Here is a 17,890-nt window from a genome sequence, read left to right on the forward strand (position 1 = left end):
GTGGGAAGGTTTAGTGGTTTGTTATTGCTCTTAGTAGTGCAATTGCTTATGCTGGGTGTAAGGCCTTTGGATGCGCTGGCCCAGCCCGGTCTACCTGAAATGCAGCAGGCCGGTTCGTTTATCCGAAATTCTTTTTTTTCGATGCGGGACCTTTCCTATGTGATCTCGGCGTTGATTGCGCTGGTAGGAGCTGTGGTGATCTACCATAAATGGCAGATGGGAAAGGATGTGAGCATGGATATTCCTGCCTGGTTTTTCTCGTCCATCTTTGTGCTTTTGACAGGTGCTTTTCTTTCTCAGCTCTTCGGTATCTGATTTCTGCTACTGTTTATGTTATGGCCCTTTCAGGGCTTTTTTTATTTCCATCCATTTATCCTTTAATCAAATTGTTATGAAAAAAATCAAGAATCTACGTTTTATTATCCTTCTTTTTCTGGTAACCAAGGCAGGTGTCCTTTTTGGCCAGAGCGGTGTCAATGGCCTTAACACGGCAACAACTACTTTAAAGACCTATGTGGACCCTGCATCTAATATTGCCCTTGTCATTGGAGGTATTGTGGGGATCGTCGGTGGAATACGTGTGTATTCCAAATGGAACAGTGGTGATCAGGACATCAATAAGGAACTGATGGGATGGGGTGGTTCGTGCCTTTTTCTGGTGCTTTCGTCACTGATCGTAAAAGCTTTCTTTGGCCTGTAACATGGAAGCCAAAAGATTTAAGGTGTATAAGGGGCTTCAGCGTCCGCTTACCTATAAAGGTTTTAAGGGCAGGTTTATCTACTGGGGCCTAGGGATGTTGCTTTTTTCTCTGGTGACCGGTGCGTTATTGATGGCGATGGTGAGTATGTATGCCGGGGCAGTTTTGATGATCGCGATGCTCATTTCCGGATTTTTCTGGCTTGCCGGGAGACAGAAAAAAGGGCTGTACGATAAAAAAAAGTTAAGGGGAGTCTATCTGCATCCCTCCAACCTTCAAAAAATCTATAGATATGTCAGGCAGGAACGAATTTAAACTTCCCTATCTGGGCGTAGATTCCGGTGTTTCGGAAGATCTGCTGTATGGCCTGAACGGTGAATTTTCGGTGATAATCCAAATGGAAAATCCTGTGGTACAATATGGCGCTGACGCGGATGCCTATGAGAATTTCCATTCCGTTTTTATGAATCTGGTTGGTATTATCGGTGAGGGCCATATCATCCAGAAAATTGATGTCGTTTCAAAAGCTGTTTATCATGCCGGATCCGCAACGGAGTTTTTGCAGCAAAGTTATAATAACCATTTTTCTGGGCGTACTTTCAATAAAGTACTGACCTACCTGGTCATTACAAAACAGTCTGCTTTTGGCCGTTTTTATAAGTACGATAAAACGGCCTTGCGGGATTTCAGGCAGTTGGTGTCAAAGGTCATGGATATCATGGTTGCCGGGAGCATGATGCCCGTTCTGCTGCGGGAAAGGGAAATCAATAAGCTTGTTTTACGGACAATGGCAATGGATTTTTCTGAAGGTCCGGTAGCATTGGAGAATTATAAATCCGGGGAGACTGAAATTCGCCTTGGGGAAAAGACGGTCCGGTGCATCTCCCTTATTGATGTCGATCAGATCGACCTTCCGCAGGACATACCTGTTTTTGGAAATCTTGCAGAGGGAGGCAGGGTCAGGGATTTTCCGGTCGATATGCTTTCTTTTCTTTTCAAGGTTCCTGATTTTGACTGTCTGCTTTATAACCAGGTGATTGAAATCCCCTCGCAGTCTAAAGTGCTTTCAGGGTTGGAGCTTAAAAAGAAAAGGCATTCCGGTATTCCCGACCCTGTCAACAGTATCTGCGTGGAGGATATTTCGATGCTGCTTGATGATGTGGCCAGGGATAACCAGATACTCGTCAATGCGCATTTTAACATTGTGGTCTGCACTAAGAATGAGCATATCTCAAAAAGCTGCAATTTTATAGAAAGCGCGCTTTTCCAGATGGGGATTGTCCCCTCAAAAAATGCTTACAACCAGATGGAGCTCTTTCGGACCTGTTTGCCCGGAAATGCCGTTGAGCTTAAAAAGTATGATTTTTTTCTAACTACTGCTGAAGCGGCGCTGTGCCTGTTTTTCAAGGAAGCTCCACAAAAGGATGAACAATCTAATTTTCTGGTCCGTTTTACCGATAGGAAAGGTGTGCCTGTGGCAATCGATACGGAAGATCTGCCCATGGCCACAGGACGTATAAACAATCGGAATAAATTTGTCCTCGGACCTTCAGGTACAGGTAAATCATTTCTGATGAATTCACTTCTGGAGCAGTACATGCTTTACAACATGGACGTAGTGATCATTGACACCGGGCATTCCTATTCAGGGCTCTGTAGTTATTTTGGTGGTAAATACATCACTTATTCTGAGGAAAACCCCATTACAATGAATCCCTTCGCAATAAGTGAGCAGGAGTATAATATCGAGAAAAAAGATTTTCTTTCTACCCTTATTATCCTTTGCGTCAAAGGGCAGGATGGTACGGCCACACAGTTGGAAAGGGATATCTGGTCTAATGTGATAGGCGCCTATTATGCCAACTGGTTTAGTCCGGTGGAGGGGGTGCCAGAAATTGTGGCGCTCTGTTTTGATTCGTTTTATGAGTTTGCACTCTACAAGATCCCGCTGATTATGAAAGAGGAGTCTGTTCCCTTCGATTTTGACGAGGCGAGGTTTATTTTGAAGAAGTTTTATGCCGGTGGGGAGTTTGGTACGATACTCAACAAGCCTGGAGATACTTCTTTATTAAATGAGCGGCTTATCGTTTTCGAAATTGATAATGTGAAAGAGCATAAAATATTGTTTCCCCTTGTTACGCTGATTATTATGGATGTTTATATCCAGAAGCTGAGGCATAGGAAAGGATTTAGAAAGTTATTGGAAATAGAAGAGGCATGGAAATCGGTTTCTTCTCCGCTGATGGCAGGTTTTCTGGTTTTTGTTTATAAAACCGCTCGTAAATTCTGGGGCGAAATTATCACGGTTACCCAGGATCTGGAGGATATTATCGGAAATGAGATTGTAAAAAATACAATAGTCAGTTCTTCTGATACGGTCATATTGCTGGACCAGACCAAATTCAAAGATAGCTACAAGGAGATCGCGCAGCTTCTTTCGATCAGTGAAACCGAGAAAAGAAAGGTTTTTAGTATGAACCAGCTCGACAACAGATCCGGTAGGGGTAGGTTTAAGGAAGTCTATATCAGGCGTGGGGCGGTCGGTGAGGTCTACGGGGTAGAGGCGTCACTTGAACAGTATTTATGCTACACCACGGAAAAGCCGGAGAAACTGGCTGTAGAAAGTTATGTTTTGCGGTTTGGATCTTATCCGGCGGCACTTGATGCTTTTGTTTCAGACCTGAAGGCCAGCGGGCTTTCCATCGGTGAATTTGTCACTTCGGTTAACCTTGCTTCGGGTGATTTAATCAGTTAAACTTTATTATTAATCAATTAAGATATGAAAACAATACTTATGTTTTTAATGGTCTTGCCGTGCTTTTTTACTTCGGCACAGACGCTTTATGTGGACCCCTTGACTTCTGGCGCAATCGCAGGGCATGCTTCGGTGATCAATGGCCAGTTGAACAGGACAAACGACAACCTGAGCCTGATCTCAAAAGGCCAGCTTGCAGTGACCGGACAGTTGCTGATCGTGAATGATATGCAGGACCGGATCTACCAGGGGCTAACTCAGGTTGCTACGGTGATGAACAATCTGGTATCGGTCAAGGAGATCGGTGAGATCGGGCTTGATATTGTTGGGGATGTTGAAAAAACGGTGGCCTTGGCAAAGTCTGATCCCGTGCTGTTGCTTTTTGCGGAGCAGGGGGCACGGGAATTTAAGGTCAGGGCGCTTTCTCTTGGGGCCGAAGTTGGAGCCTTTGTATTAAAAGGTGGCAAGGGAAACCTGATGGATGCAGGTGAGCGCTCAAAACTGCTCAACAATATTGCCACGCAGATGCGGATGCTCCGTGGTACTGCTTACGGGATGCACAGGGCGATGTACTGGGCGAAGATGAAGGGGTTGTTTGCTGCGCTTAACCCTTGGGCAGACTGGGTAAATATGGATGTCAGGATTGCCAATCAGGTGATATCGGAGGCTAAATATTTAAGAAAATGAAAGGTTTTATCATCATCATGCATTTGGTGTTCGGCTGCTGTTTTGGTAGTCAGGCCCAGCAGAAAGCGCTGAATATTCCGGGCATCCACCAGTTGGTGGGCGATTCAAAATCTGAAAATGAAAAGCAGAAAGTGGCCAGGGAAAGGCAGAGTCTAACTTTGCTTAATGAGCAGGCGAACCGGACGATGCTGGCCAGGCTGAAAAATAGCTACCGGGAAATCCAAAGTCGTTTTAACCTGATTGGGACGGCAACGATTGCCATGGATATCGGCTTAAAAGCTTTGCCGATTGTGCAGGGTATTACGGATGACCAGGTCAAATTCTATGAACTGGCGAGAGAAAACCCCGTCCTGCTTTTACTAGTCTATCAGACCGAGGCCGAATTTCTCTCTCGGTCCAAAGACCTCCTTTCGTTTCTGATAGGGTTAACGGTGAGCATAGGGGCAGTTAACCAGATGAAGGTTTCGGAAAGGAAAATCCTCTTCGATTTTTTTCTTGCTGAACTCTCAAAGCTGCGTGCGCTATCCTCTGGGCTGCTGAATATGATCTCTCACGGGAATATGCGGGCACTTTTCATGCGGTTAAACCCATTTGCAGATTACATCAATACCGACCGTTCGCTTATTGAGGATATTATCCAAAACGCTAAATACTTAAAAAGATGAGAAAACAATTGTTTATGCTGATTTGGGTATTGGTTACTGTGCTGATAGTGGGAAGCTGTTTTTTGGAAGGATATGCCCAGCGGGTGGTTTTTGATTCCAGGCATTTTGGCATTGTCAATGAAAATTCAGTTGTTCGGAATGCCGCTGAAATGACGCATAATGAATTTTTGGATAGGATAAACGCAAGCCTTAAGCAGATCAACTTGAACTGTGCGACTGTTGTTGCAGCGCAGACCATGATATACGAAGGATTGTCCAATGTCAATTCCGCATTAAAAGGAGGTCTGATGGTCAAAAACATGGCTATCGTCTGTAGGGATATCTTGAATTATTCTACTCAGATGGCTGAACTTGCCAGGGCAGAGCCTTACCTATTGCTTTTTGCGGAAGACATGTACCGAGAGATGAATTCGCGTGCGGTAAGGCTGTTCAGTGAAGTTTCCGGTTTTGTGCTTAAAAGTGGGAGTAATATTTTGATGGATTACGGTTCTAGGGACGCGCTGCTGCGGAAGATCAATACCGAACTGCATATTCTTTCGGGACTCACCTATGGTGCATGGAAGGTGATGTACTATGCCAAAATAAAGGGGGTGTTTTCTTCGCTCAATCCCTTCCGATCCTTTATCAGTCAGGACCGTTCTATGGTCGAAGATATTATCAGGAATGCTAAATACTTGAAAAGATGAAAAAAATAAGAAGAAATAAAGTTGCTATAGGTAAAGTCGCGATGGATAAAATTGCGATGATTACGGCTGTTGTGATGCTGTTGATGTTTTCAGCAATGTTATGTGCCGCCCAGAAATCGATCAGGGATGAGAGCATGGTCAATCAACAGGAACGAATGGTGTTCAAACAATGGGACCGCTCGAAGTTTACGCCGACTTCGGGATGGCTGGGCATAAATCCATATTATTGGCTGACCTGGGGACTGCATCCCAATTACCCCAAGACGGATCTGCGTCCCTTGGCGGGCGCCGGGACACAGTTACAACGTCTATCGCTGGCAAGCCTTCAAAAAGATGCCGACCGCTCTTTTGAACTTCATTCAGATTCATTGGGCAATGTAGCAAAAGAAGAAATCCTGGGACATTCCGGCTTATTATCTGCCACTGATCCTTTATGGGTGCTTTATTATTCACGGCAGCTGAGGCCTGTGACCGATTTTGATCCTCATTTTGCGCTAGATGGTTTAGCTACTGGTGTTAGAGCCAAGCTAATCAGTGAAGGAAGTTATGACTGGTACATGGGTGAAATGAAAATGCTGGGCGAAAGACTTGATCTAACCAGAAAAAGCAATCAGGACCGCGGTGCTAGGATCCTTTCTTATCATGGGATGCTGATGGAATACCGCAAGCTGATGGGCATTTGGTCAACAAGGGTTTCAACTGCTGGGCGTTTCATCTCGCAGGGTCTGCTTCAGAAGAAAATTGGCGCTCAGGAAATTCGGATAGAAAAATGGAATGAGAATACTGATGTTGAAATAGCCCGGGAAGTACTGCGCAGCCGTAAATATTAATGTTATCCTAAACTATTTATTATGAAAAAATATATAGGGCTTGTCTCTCTACTGATGGTAATAGCCATAGGGGTATCAGCTCAGAATAGCGATTACCGGCGGTCATTTGAGTTTCTGCAGGGGAATGGGGTATATGAAGAGGGGGTGATGGTCTTTTTAAAGGGACTTAAAAATTCGCTTTGGGAACATTTTGATCTTTTTATCACTGATGCCAAGGCGCTGGCTGCCATATTCATGATTATATTCTTTGCCATTAAATCTTATGAAATGATGGCTGGGGACAAAAAGTTGGAGGTTATGCCATTGCTACGCCCATTCGGACTGGTGATGATCATTTTATGGTGGGGCGCATTCACGAAAGTGATTGCTTTTCCGACTGATCTGGTTGCAATGAAAACTGAAGAGATGTATATGAGCGAACAGGCCAATGTCAATAACTTGCGGCTGATCCGTGCTGATTATATGATCAAGGTTGCCAATGCGCTTTACAGTTTTCAGGCCGAGACGGAGCTCGCTGAAAAAGAGTCTGATACCTGGATCGGGCAGGCATGGGATTCGGTGACCAGCTCAGTGAAAGAGGGGATGTCGACAGTGATCAGTCCGGTTATTGAGCTCAAAAACCGTCTGAAGATCGGCATGCAGTTATTATTGACGCAGTTACTGGAACTGCTCGGTATCTGGATCCTGCGGTTGGCGGTATATGTTCTTTTTATCATCCAGATCATTTATTCTGCAATCCTGATTATCCTGGGACCGTTTGCAGTTGCTGCAAGTATCTTGCCCTCTTTCAGGGATTCTTTAAGTACCTGGATTGCGAGGTTTGTTTCTGTAAATCTTTATCTGGGCATAGGATATTTGGTGATGTACATAGTAGCTCTCTTGCAGAAAACGGCCATGACCATGGAGATCAGTAGGTATAAGGAACTGATCGGGGAAAATGGGGAGGCGGTGAATATGGAAAAAATGGCCTGGTTTGCCGGGAACGGCATTCTCTCTTTTGGAACGGTGATCCTAAGTTTTTTGATCGGCGCGATCTGCATGTTCACCGTTCCAAGCATCTCTACCTGGATCATTTCTACTTCTGGTATCAGCTCCGCTGCGTCGAATTTTGGACGTGGATCCCAGACCGTTCTGGGGATGGCCAAAAAAGCGTCGGGAAAATTCTTTTGATTTTAATCCTTTAGTTGTTTGTTATGATTATCAAAAATATTGAATCCAAAATACGATTGGCCACTTTTATATCTATGGGCAGCCTGCTACTTGCCTTTTCGGTAAGTGTGGTGGTATCGGTTTATGCCTATAAGCAGGTGCTTTCGGCCAGAAAGAGCATTTATATACTGGATAATAATGTGCCCATTCTGGCTAAACAGACTGATGTGCAGCTAAACCGTCCGGCAGAATATAAGGCCCATATCGACTTATTTCATTCTATTTTCTTTTCACTCACACCCGATGACCGCTTTATTGAATACCAGATGAAAAGAGCGATGTACCTGATTGATGAATCAGGAGCCCGGCAGTACAATGACCTCAAGGAAAAGGGCTATTTCAGTTCGGTTCTTTCAAGTAGTTCGGTATTGACCCTTCAGACCGATTCTATCGTTCTTGATCTGCCGCATCTGTATTTCAGGTACTATGGAAGACAGAAGATAGACAGGCGTAGCGTGACCGTTTCCCGTTCACTGATCACCGAAGGTTATCTGAAAGATATCCCGCGGAGTGAAAACAATCCCCACGGGGTATTGATCACCGGTTGGAAAACCATTGAAAATAAAGACATCGAAAATGTTCAGAAAAATTCGCTCTAACAGGGCACCCGAAAAAACGGTATGGGCTGATCTCAGGTATGAGCTTGCGCCTTATATCAAAAAGATATACCATTGTTCAACAGCGGTTTTATCCAGGTTTCCAAGGACAATATTTATCTGTATGGTCATAGTACTGATCTACTCGGTTTTATGGTCGTTCAGTGCTGATCTTAAAGGTGGGTCTAGAAATATGCTTGCTGTAGGTGGGAAGAATGATAGTGTCCAAAATTCCGAAGTAATTACCAAAGGCTTGAATTCCATTTCCAGAGCAGCGGGTGATCTGCGGCGGACAATTGCAATCAGAGATAAAGTAGACTCGGTTATAAATAAAAAGAAGCTTTCACTGGCTGATTCTGTATTTCTGGAAAATGCACTGCTGGAGCTTAAACTAATCCAACAACCATGAAAATAAACTTAAAACAGCCCAGATATGTAGTGCCCTTGCTAGCGCTACCTTTTTTATGCCTGTTCTTCTATGTTTACCAAAGCTCTGCTGGTCAGAAAGCACAGCCTGTGGTTCAGGATGGGATGAATAGTAATGTTGCCGATATTTCTGATCAGGTCAGAAAACGCGGTCTTACCGATAAACTTGATGCTTACCGGGACCGTTATAAGGACTCGCAGGGAAATAGTGCGATAAACAATATTGAGGGTGATGAAAAGGCGGACATTGCCTTGAACGCTGGAAAACAGAAAAATACGCTGGATTCCATAGACCGTGTACTTAAAAGCAGGGGGACAGCAGCCTTAGGTTCTTCGGTTGTTCCTTCTGCTAGTGTCAGGGGTGGCAACAGGGGCAAACCTCAGCTTTCTGCTGAAGACAGGGCAATGGCGGAGGCACTTTCAGCATTGGCCGAGCGCGATAAACCTACCTGGCAGCCTGTCGTAGATCGAAGTATTAAGGAGCCTGAACGGGATCCGATGGAAGTCTTTAAAAAACAGATGTCTTACATGGACAGTATGGGCAAAGCCAACGATCCTGAATATCAGGCCGAACTTAAAAGAAAAGAAAAATTAAAGCCAGTTTTGACCGCAACACCTGCGGATGTTCAGCCGGTCACTAAACGACCCGCTACCGGGGATATTTTTAATACGGTAATGGCAGAAAAAGAAAACACCCTAGTTAGTGCGGTGATCGATGAAAACGTAACTGGATACTCCGGCTCAAGGATCAGGATCCGTATCCTGGAAGACCTGTTCGTAGGTTCCCTGCCGCTTAAGAAAGGTACTTATCTCTATGCGGAAATTTCAGGGTTTTCCCAGCAAAGGGTCAAGCTTAGTATCACTTCCATTGCGAGGGAGGATAAAATTATTCCTGTCAGGCTTGACGTATATGACCTTGATGGTTTGGAAGGCCTTTACGTCCCTTCGTCAAACTTTAGGGAGTTTTCGCGGAACCTTGGAACTGAATCAGTGCAGGGTTTTTCTACCCAAGGTGGTGCTAAGGATCAGCAGGAGTTCCTGATGAGTGCGGTAGACAGGATATTCACATCAACTTCATCAGCAATTTCAGGACTGATCAGAAAAAATAAAGCGAAGGTGAAATACAACAGCCGTATTTATCTTATCGATCCCCAGTCTTTTCAGAAACAATCAAAATAAACATTATGAAAAAAATACTTTTTGTATTGGCTATAAGCTTCCTGGTCGCCAGGCATTCTTTTGCCCAGACTTTTCCTTTGGATAGGCCACTGTCTGTAATATACCTTAAAAAGGACATGACGGTACATGTCCTCTCCCCGGAAAACATCCGTTACGTTGATATCTCTACCGCTAAGGTTCATGGTGATATCCCGGTGGCGAACCTGCTGAGATTAAAATTGACGGATTCCTGTGCTTCTGCTTTTTCCGCAGTGCTTACTGTAGTAGGAGAAAAGAACATTTCTCAGTTCAGCCTGATTTATGATCAGGGTAGATCAGACAGCCTTTTCAGGGCCAACCTGGATATTGGTATTTCGGATATGCGGCCTATTTCAGTCCCTGATGTTTCGCTATCTGAATCGGAGGCCAGGAGGTATGCGCTTTCCATGTTCAGAAAATCTTCTTTGAGGGGGGATGTCAGGGCAAATGGATATGGGATCAGGGCAACACTTAATAATATCGCAAGCGTTGGGGATTATGTGTTTCTCGATATCAGCTACCTTAATAAGAGTAATCTTAAAATTGATATCGATGAGATCAGGTTTAAAATCAATGATAAAAAACTGATCCGGGCTTCGAATAGCCAGTCTATTGAACTCGTTCCGGAATATGTTTTTTCCAGAGTATCATCTTTCAGGAGGTATTACCGTAATATATTCGTGTTTAGAAAATTCACCTTTCCGGGAAACAAGATCCTTAATGTAACGCTTTCAGAAAAACAGATCTCAGGGAGAACAATTTCTTTTGGAATACGGTATGGCGACCTGCTTGATGCTGATACAATTGAACAATAGTACAGTGCTTTTATGGAAGAGTCAAAAGAGATTCAAAAGCTTCACGGCTTTCTCCAATGCCTGATCTATTTCTGCATTTTTTTAGAAGTCACCGTATTCGTCTACATTGATGCGCCTTTCTGGGGACTTTTCGCCACTGGGCTTTACAGGATTAAATTGCTTCCTATCTATGCTGAGCTGATCTATAGCAAGCTGTCCATATTGCTATTGATCTGTCTGGTCAGTATCGGGACGCTATCTAAAAAGCAACCGGACTTTGATGTGAAAAGTAAAATCATATATCCGCTCTGTTTTGGTTTAGTGTTATATTTTGGAAGTATATATTTCTATGGAAAACCTTCTGTTCTGGTATTTGCTTATACTTCCTGGTACGATCTAGGGTATATTATTTGTTCGCTAATCGGCGCGGTAATAATCAGCGTTTCAATGGACAATGTGTCCAAGATCATCCGTTCGGGCCTGGGCAAAGATAAATGGAACGTTGAGGCTGAAAGTTTTATGCAGCCGATGTTTAAGGTAGAGACGCCGTACTCGGTGAATATACCGATGCTTTTCTATTATGGGAAAAAAGTACGAAAGGGCTGGATCAATCTGGTCAACCCTTTCCGGGCAACAATGGTGATCGGTACGCCGGGTTCCGGGAAGTCCTTTTCGATCATAAATCCATTTATCCGGCAGATGATCGCCAAGTCTTTTGCGGTATGCCTGTACGATTTCAAATATCCGGACCTTGGAAAAATCGCTTATTACCACTTTTTGGCTGCGAAGAAAAAAGGAATGTTATCGGGCTTTACCTTCCATGTAATCAATCTTAATGAGGTCGAAAAAAGCAGGCGGATAAATCCACTCCGGGCCGACTATATCCTTACCCTGGCAGATGCCTCCGAAACTGCTGAAGCAACGGTTGAGGCACTGAAAAAAGGGGACAAGGCCAGCGGAAGTGATGCTTTTTTTACGCAGTCCGCAATTAATTTTCTGGCCTCCTGTATTTATTTTTTAAGCAGGTATGAAAATGGAAAATATTCAAGTCTGCCACATGTGATGGCTTTTTTGAACCGATCCTATGCGGAGATATTTGCTGTGCTCTTTACCGATCCCGAGCTGGTTTCGCTGCTTTCTCCTTTTAAATCTGCATTTGCAGCGAAAGCCTTTGATCAGCTGGAAGGGCAGATCGGCACGCTGAAGATATTCATGAGCCGCATGGCTACAAAAGAGAGTTACTGGGTGTTTTCGGGTGATGATTTTAACCTGAAGATCTCTGATCGCGAATCTCCCGGGATATTGGTGCTGGCAAACGACCCCAATACCCAGAACATCAACTCGGCGTGTTATTCCGTGGTGCTGAATCGCCTAACGCGATTGATCAACTCAAAGGGTAATCTTCCTTCCGCGCTGCTTATTGACGAAGTACCTACGCTCTTTGTACACCGCATCGAGAACCTGATTGCCACTGCAAGATCAAACCGGGTTGCGGTACTGATCGGGCTGCAGGAACTGCCACAGTTTAAACAGCAATACGGAAAAGATACAGCTTCTACGATTACTTCAGTGATCGGAAATGTACTTTCCGGATCTGCACGCAACAAGGAAACCCTCGACTGGTTGGAACGGATCCTCGGAAAGTCCAAACAGCTGGGCGAAAGCCTTTCTATTGACCGGAGCAAGGTCTCGGTCTCGTTAAGTGAAAAACTGGAAGTATTGATCCCTGCGGGGAAGATAGCCTCACTGGGCGCTGGAGAAATGGTCGGCGTGATCGCTACTGACGCGCAGAGCACTTTCTCCGGTAAATATGAGACCTCGGCAGTCAATTGCAGGATAAACCTGGATATGGAAGAAATCAAAAAAGAAGAAGAAGGATATGTCGAACTGCCTGTTTATTATGATTTTGGAGCTAATAAAGAAGAAATACTCCGTAGCAACTTTATGCGCATTACCAGGGAAATCGAAGTTATGGTCGCTAGTTTTGCTTAAGGCATTATCACTGTTTATTGGTTTTGCCCATGCCCAGTCGTTGGATGGCCTAAGGTTATCGCTTCCGTTGCGTGCATTTAAAATTAACTCTGGATTTGGTATGCGTACTCATCCGGTCACTGGGATAAAGAACAGTTTCCATTCAGGTATTGATCTCTATGCGAAATCAGATACCGTATTTGCCATCCTGCCGGGTAAGGTCGTCAAGGTCTCTTCTGACCGGATGATCGGGAACTATATCATCATTGCCCACGGGGCATACACCAGTATTTATGGACATCTTTCAAAGTCTGTGGTCAGTGGCGGGAATCTCGTGGCACCTGGAACTCCTATTGCTATCTCAGGCAGTACCGGCAGGGCAACGGGAGAACACCTGCATTTTGGTTTAAAGCACAGGGGGGTATTTGTTGATCCGCTTAGAATGCTTTATCTCTTTAGCAATATGAATAAGGAGGTGCTTTACCTGTTTTTAAATGACCTTATTGATGTGAAAAAATTACCTGTCCCGTCTATTCAAGTTGGGACCAAAACTGAAATTAATCATTAAAACCGAAATTCATCATGAATACAGTAATATTAAACGAAAAGGATCTGCCAATGGAGCAGCTCCGGGAATTAGGCCTTGTCAAGGGTGAAGAAATGCTGATGGAGCGAAAAGATATTCACGCGCTTCTATCCGGTGGCAGGACGAATCTGATCAAACTGCATGATATCTCGCGCAGCGGGATCGAGATCAAAGAAATGGAAGTAAAACTCTCTTTGGTAAGGGGCGTGTCGGGTAAACCGGACTTGCTAGTCCATCCTGTATATAAACAGTCTTTAAACCCTTCATATATTACACAAGCGGAGGCTGATCAGCTTATTTTAGGAGAAAAAGCAAATATCTTAAAAGAAGTCGACCGTGAGGGAGAGAAAAAGTCACTTTTAGTTGAATATGACTGGGATACAAAAGAATTTGTGGTGACTGATATGTTAAAGGTCAAAGCGCCCGATAAGGTCAATGGAATGGCTTTGAGCCCATATCAAAAGGAACGTTATAGTGCAGGGAGACAGATCGAGCTGGAAGATGGCACTTTGATACAGGCAAGCAGCACCAGTGCCGAGGGCATCCGTTCAAACAGGCTGGCGCTAGTTGTTTCGGTATTGATGGACGGTGGGATTTCTTATCTGCTGTTGACCGGACTTAAGGCATTGATAGGGGAAAAAGGTATGCTTGCCCAAACCAATGAAAAAAATAATGGCTATAAACAGGCTTTTAAGGAGTATGAGAAACAGCAGCTATCTAGGCTCGGGGATATGTTGTCTGATGAAAAGCTAAATACCAACGCTGCTCACAGTCGGGGATATACGCGTTCGGGAATGTCTAGGTAGATGTTGCCTGCTGTTTCTACTGCCATCGGAATATGTGAAACCTATGGGTTTTCTTTCAGGACCGACATTTTAGGTGACCTCTTGTTTGATTATCACAATGGCCAGTCAGAATACTTTGGGGAGAAAGGACATTTAGTGCCGCCGGGCGGCGGTTTTTGGAGCAGTAGATCGGTGGACCTTAATATTATATCCCAGGTTTACATCTGTTCGAGCGCGATGGAAGCCATTGCATTTCTATATTTCAATGCGGTCCGGTTTAATAGGCCTTGTGAAATTCTCTTTATCGCCATCGGTCCCCGTTATATTTACCCTGTTGAACTCTTCAAACAGCTGGGGAAAGTGAGAATAAACCTGGTTTTGGGCAATAGTCTCATTGACATACTGTGTGCGGTTAGATTCTGTATGGATTACAAATGCATGGAGGTACATTTTACCCTTCAGGATGAAAGTGTAGTTTTCAGATTTTCTGAACTTGTTTTTTATATCCCTCAGCATCGCCTCTGCTTAAGGCAGGTTTTCTTAATGGCTAACATCAGGCCGTTTTTCAGGCAATATTTGCCGAAATCTAAAATTTCTTTTTTATACGAATTTCTAAATCAATAATACCGAGCTGTTTCAATAGCTAGGTTTTCATTTTCTATCAATCAAAATTAATCCATTTATTATGAATGAAAACAATTTGGAGTATCTTCAGAATAATCTGAAATACCTTGGGTTTGGCGAATCGCTTTATCCACAATTAAAAGAGGCTATTGGAAAAGAGCTTCCGGAATTCAAGCTTCAGTTTGAAGTCAATATGGCTGCTCCCAACGCAAAAGATAAGCCTGAGCTCGCTGATACTATACGCTATGAGCTTGATTTTTCAAAGAGTAAGGATACGGATATGTATTTTTTTAATAAATACAATGCATCCCTTCAAGCTGCAGGGAAGCCCAATACACTTGATCAAACTTTTTATATTAATAAGGGTAAAGGAGTAACGGTAAAAGAGAGTTACAATTTGCTATCTGGACGTGCGGTTAATAAAGATGTTGTCCTTAAAAGTGGTGAAAAAGCTAATATGTGGCTTAAACTGGATCTCGCGGAGCGGGATCCAGAAAAGGGGTATGCGGTAAAAAAATATGGTGAAAACCACGGGTTTAACCTGGCTTCAACAGTTGATCGGTTTGTACTCCCGGAAATCGATAAGCCAGGATTTAAAGATCAGTTGGTGAAGAGCTTGAAAAGGGGCAATCTTCATGAAGTGAGTTTCTCTAAGGACGGCAAAGAAATGAAAGGATTTATTGCTGCAAATCTGCAGTTTAAAACGCTCGATTTCTATGATCTCAACCTTGCCACGGTTTACAGCAAGGCGGTTGATCTGAAAGAAGTTCCTGCCAAAACTTTGGCACCGGCTGAAAATAAGGAAGCTGTGATTGAGGAGGCTTCGCTCGAAACAAAAACGGGGAGAAGGAGATAATATGTATTTAATTTAGCTGAATACCTACTGGTTAAAACTGGGGACTTCGGTCCCTGGTTTTTGTATTGGCTATTTGTCTTTTAAATTCATCAACGTAAAGCAGTAGGCACTAGTTTGATTGAACTGTTTTAGAGTAAAAAACCGGGGAAAAGTACAAAGCATGAAATATCAGTTAGGGAATTACTACAACACTGTTATTTATTTTGGGTAGAAGATATTTTAAGTCAATTAGTATGAATGAAGAGAATTTGAGGTATCTGCTGGCTATGCTGGAATATCTTGAGTTCGGCAAGACTTTGAACGCAATACAGTAACTTGTATCGAACGTGAGTTGCCGCGATTCCGGTTAACGTTGGACACTAAAGTGCCTGTGCTCAATCCAAAAAATAGGCCGGATTTAGATATTTTACATTATCAGCTTGAAATATCAAAAGAGAGCGATACCGACAAGTACTCATTCGTTAGGTATGGGCCGAAATTTTTCAAAAGAATGCAAGGCGTGGAATCCTTGCATTCTTTTCAATCTTGCGATTGTTCGGTACATCCATACCTTGTTGTGTGAAAAGTATATTAACTACATTAGATTCCCATGCAAGTTTTAGTTAAATCTAAATTAGGTAGTTTGTACTTTTTAATAAGTATAAATACAGTCCTATGAAATCTTATAACTTTGTGTTAAATCTACAATCACCTGATGGCAATGCAAGACCTGAACATACAAGATTATCAAAAAAAATTATTTCCATATGCTTACAATATTCTTGGTACCTATGATGATGCTAAAGATGCGGTTCAGGATGTGATGGCCAAATATTATTCAACAGGAAAAAAGGATATAGACAATGAAAGTAGTTACCTCATAAAAAGCGTAATCAACCAGGCGATCAATATCAAAAAAAGAAACAGCAAGTCAATAGATTCCGGAATTTCACTCCCAGAACCGGTTTCCACCGAAAGTGCAGATACTAACCTTAAACGGAAAGAGATCATTTCTTATTCCTTGCTCGTACTGCTCGAGTCGGTCAACACAAAAGAAAGGGCTGTTTTCATTCTTAAAGAAGCTTTTGATTATTCGCATGAAGAAATTGGCGACACACTTCAGATTTCAACTGAAGGCTCACGAAAGCTATTGAGTCGTGCTAAAATAAAACTGGGAGCACTGAAACGTGTCGAGACGAATTACTCATTTGCTGGCACGCTGCAACTAGAAAACTATATTGATGCGGTAAAAAATGGTAATGTAAAAAAGCTTGAGGAAATGCTCGTGAAAGATATATCAGTTATGGTTGACGGCGGTAAGCTGCGAATAGTTTCAGCATTCGAAAGCGGCGTTGAACAGGTTATCCAGCTGATGACTTATGTATATGCTGCCTACCAAACTAAAACTGAAATAAAAATCGTGTCAGTCAATCATCAGCCTGCATTACTTTTTTACCAGGATGGGTTACTGGTAAACTGCCAAGTATTTGATTTTGCTAAAGATACCACTCATATTACTGGCATTTATTCTATTGTTGACCCTGAAAAATTAAAAAACTTCCATAAATTTTAAAAACTGGTCACGTTTCTATCATGCTGTTTGTCTTAGAATAATAATCAAAACAATAGCTATGATAACAAGCAACAAAAACAAATTCCTGTTTTTTTCGGGCAGCAACAGCAGTAACTCTATCAACAGAAAGCTAATAGAAATCCCGATCGGCAAGACGCAAGCGAAAACAGTCAAACTCATCGACTTGAGAAACTTTCCGGTACCCTTGTATTCGGATTTGGAAGAGGCAGGTGGAATCCCTGCAGAAACCAACAGACTGCTGGAAATAATAGACAACCATGATGTGCTGGTGATTGCTATACCTGAACACAACCACTCGATGCCGGCTTTCTTTAAGAACACCATAGACTGGATGTCACGCGCCCACTCCGATTACCGAGTTTTTGATGGCAAGAGAATAATTCAGTTAGGTGCATCTCCCGGAAATGGGAGCAGCAACATCATTTTGAATGCACGCGTAGTACTCTCGAGTTACTTGGAGCACATGTTATTGGTGCTGCAGTTTTAAATCAATTTTATAAGCAGATAGTTAATGAGAACGGAGAGTTTCATATTATCGACACTCGGTTCTTATCGGAATATGAGAACCTCCTCGCATCGAGCCTCTTAAAAATATCCACAAACCTAAAAATAGAAAATAAAATGATCACAGTAAAAGTAACCTACGGAGTGAAGAAAGAATTTGTATCTAAAAACAAAGAGAACATCACCATATTTATGGCTGATTTCAAAGCTATGAACAGCAGGGATTTCAAGTATAATGTATATACGCTTGATGACGAAACCGCTTTCGTTCACATATCAGAGTATGCTAATGAGCAGGTCCAGAAAAAAGTATTGAGTACGCCTTCATTTGTTGAATTTCAACGGCAAAGGGATGCAAGCGGACTGATCAAGGCCCATCATATTGAAGTACTGCATAGTTTTGCAGCTTCAAGCGATGCCTGAAAAGTATCTAAACAACATCATTTCA

General features: G+C 43.0%; 20 protein-coding genes. All 20 read left to right on the forward strand.

Annotation, left to right across the window (positions count from 1 at the left end; translation table 11 throughout):
• The 20 genes from EZ456_RS05000 (at window position 1) to EZ456_RS05100 (ending at window position 17,865) form a co-directional block, all read left to right on the forward strand.
• Window positions 1-315, forward strand: a complete 315-nt coding sequence (locus EZ456_RS05000) for a DUF4134 family protein (protein WP_225876470.1) — start codon at window positions 1-3, stop codon at window positions 313-315.
• A gap of 76 nt (window positions 316-391) precedes the next feature.
• Window positions 392-700 (forward strand): DUF4134 domain-containing protein, encoded by a 309-nt coding sequence (locus tag EZ456_RS05005; protein WP_131527900.1) that lies wholly within the window; start codon window positions 392-394, stop codon window positions 698-700.
• A gap of 1 nt (window position 701) precedes the next feature.
• Entirely contained in the window at window positions 702-1,013 is a 312-nt protein-coding gene (locus EZ456_RS05010; protein ID WP_131527901.1) for a plasmid transfer protein, read from the forward strand.
• Entirely contained in the window at window positions 991-3,453 is a 2,463-nt protein-coding gene (locus EZ456_RS05015) for a TraG family conjugative transposon ATPase (protein ID WP_131527902.1), read from the forward strand. Before EZ456_RS05010 ends, EZ456_RS05015 begins: the two co-directional genes overlap by 23 nt.
• A gap of 24 nt (window positions 3,454-3,477) precedes the next feature.
• Window positions 3,478-4,140, forward strand: coding sequence for a hypothetical protein (locus EZ456_RS05020; protein ID WP_131527903.1), 663 nt, complete (start codon window positions 3,478-3,480; stop codon window positions 4,138-4,140).
• Window positions 4,137-4,805 carry a hypothetical protein gene (locus EZ456_RS05025; RefSeq protein WP_131527904.1) on the forward strand — a complete coding sequence of 223 codons (669 nt, stop codon included), beginning with the start codon at window positions 4,137-4,139 and terminating at the stop codon, window positions 4,803-4,805. The genes EZ456_RS05020 and EZ456_RS05025 overlap by 4 nt, the downstream gene beginning before the upstream one ends.
• Window positions 4,802-5,491, forward strand: coding sequence for a hypothetical protein (locus EZ456_RS05030; RefSeq protein WP_131527905.1), 690 nt, complete (start codon window positions 4,802-4,804; stop codon window positions 5,489-5,491). Before EZ456_RS05025 ends, EZ456_RS05030 begins: the two co-directional genes overlap by 4 nt.
• On the forward strand, window positions 5,488-6,321 hold the full coding sequence (locus EZ456_RS05035) for a hypothetical protein (RefSeq protein WP_131527906.1): 834 nt from the start codon (window positions 5,488-5,490) through the stop codon (window positions 6,319-6,321). Before EZ456_RS05030 ends, EZ456_RS05035 begins: the two co-directional genes overlap by 4 nt.
• A gap of 21 nt (window positions 6,322-6,342) precedes the next feature.
• Window positions 6,343-7,491 (forward strand): plasmid transfer protein, encoded by a 1,149-nt coding sequence (locus EZ456_RS05040; RefSeq protein ID WP_131527908.1) that lies wholly within the window; start codon window positions 6,343-6,345, stop codon window positions 7,489-7,491.
• A 74-nt stretch (window positions 7,492-7,565) separates the two neighbouring features.
• A complete protein-coding gene (gene traK, locus EZ456_RS05045) occupies window positions 7,566-8,129 on the forward strand; it encodes a conjugative transposon protein TraK (RefSeq protein ID WP_449421233.1) in 564 nt (187 codons plus the stop codon).
• A complete protein-coding gene (locus tag EZ456_RS05050) occupies window positions 8,107-8,535 on the forward strand; it encodes a hypothetical protein (protein WP_131527911.1) in 429 nt (142 codons plus the stop codon). Before traK ends, EZ456_RS05050 begins: the two co-directional genes overlap by 23 nt.
• Window positions 8,532-9,731 (forward strand): conjugative transposon protein TraM, encoded by a 1,200-nt coding sequence (gene traM / locus EZ456_RS05055; protein WP_131527912.1) that lies wholly within the window; start codon window positions 8,532-8,534, stop codon window positions 9,729-9,731. The genes EZ456_RS05050 and traM overlap by 4 nt, the downstream gene beginning before the upstream one ends.
• Before the next feature lie 5 nt (window positions 9,732-9,736).
• A complete protein-coding gene (gene traN / locus EZ456_RS05060) occupies window positions 9,737-10,564 on the forward strand; it encodes a conjugative transposon protein TraN (protein WP_131527914.1) in 828 nt (275 codons plus the stop codon).
• Window positions 10,565-10,576: 12 nt separating this feature from the next.
• Window positions 10,577-12,535: a type IV secretion system DNA-binding domain-containing protein gene (locus EZ456_RS05065; protein WP_131527916.1), complete on the forward strand. Its 1,959-nt coding sequence runs from the start codon at window positions 10,577-10,579 to the stop codon at window positions 12,533-12,535.
• Window positions 12,528-13,082: a M23 family metallopeptidase gene (locus tag EZ456_RS05070; protein ID WP_165501251.1), complete on the forward strand. Its 555-nt coding sequence runs from the start codon at window positions 12,528-12,530 to the stop codon at window positions 13,080-13,082. Before EZ456_RS05065 ends, EZ456_RS05070 begins: the two co-directional genes overlap by 8 nt.
• A 14-nt stretch (window positions 13,083-13,096) precedes the next feature.
• The gene (locus EZ456_RS05075) at window positions 13,097-13,906 is read left to right on the forward strand and encodes a DUF4099 domain-containing protein (protein ID WP_131527921.1); all 810 of its coding nucleotides are present in this window, start codon (window positions 13,097-13,099) and stop codon (window positions 13,904-13,906) included.
• A gap of 664 nt (window positions 13,907-14,570) precedes the next feature.
• Window positions 14,571-15,365 (forward strand): hypothetical protein, encoded by a 795-nt coding sequence (locus tag EZ456_RS05085; RefSeq protein ID WP_131527924.1) that lies wholly within the window; start codon window positions 14,571-14,573, stop codon window positions 15,363-15,365.
• A 694-nt stretch (window positions 15,366-16,059) separates the two neighbouring features.
• Window positions 16,060-16,917, forward strand: coding sequence for a sigma-70 family RNA polymerase sigma factor (locus tag EZ456_RS05090; RefSeq protein ID WP_131527926.1), 858 nt, complete (start codon window positions 16,060-16,062; stop codon window positions 16,915-16,917).
• Between the two features lie 58 nt (window positions 16,918-16,975).
• A complete protein-coding gene (locus EZ456_RS05095; RefSeq protein ID WP_131527928.1) occupies window positions 16,976-17,425 on the forward strand; it encodes an NADPH-dependent FMN reductase in 450 nt (149 codons plus the stop codon).
• A gap of 134 nt (window positions 17,426-17,559) precedes the next feature.
• The gene (locus EZ456_RS05100) at window positions 17,560-17,865 is read left to right on the forward strand and encodes a hypothetical protein (RefSeq protein WP_131527930.1); all 306 of its coding nucleotides are present in this window, start codon (window positions 17,560-17,562) and stop codon (window positions 17,863-17,865) included.
• The last annotated feature ends 25 nt before the right edge of the window (window positions 17,866-17,890 follow it).

It is taken from the genome of Pedobacter psychrodurus, from assembly GCF_004331735.1.
Classification (GTDB): domain Bacteria; phylum Bacteroidota; class Bacteroidia; order Sphingobacteriales; family Sphingobacteriaceae; genus Pedobacter; species Pedobacter psychrodurus.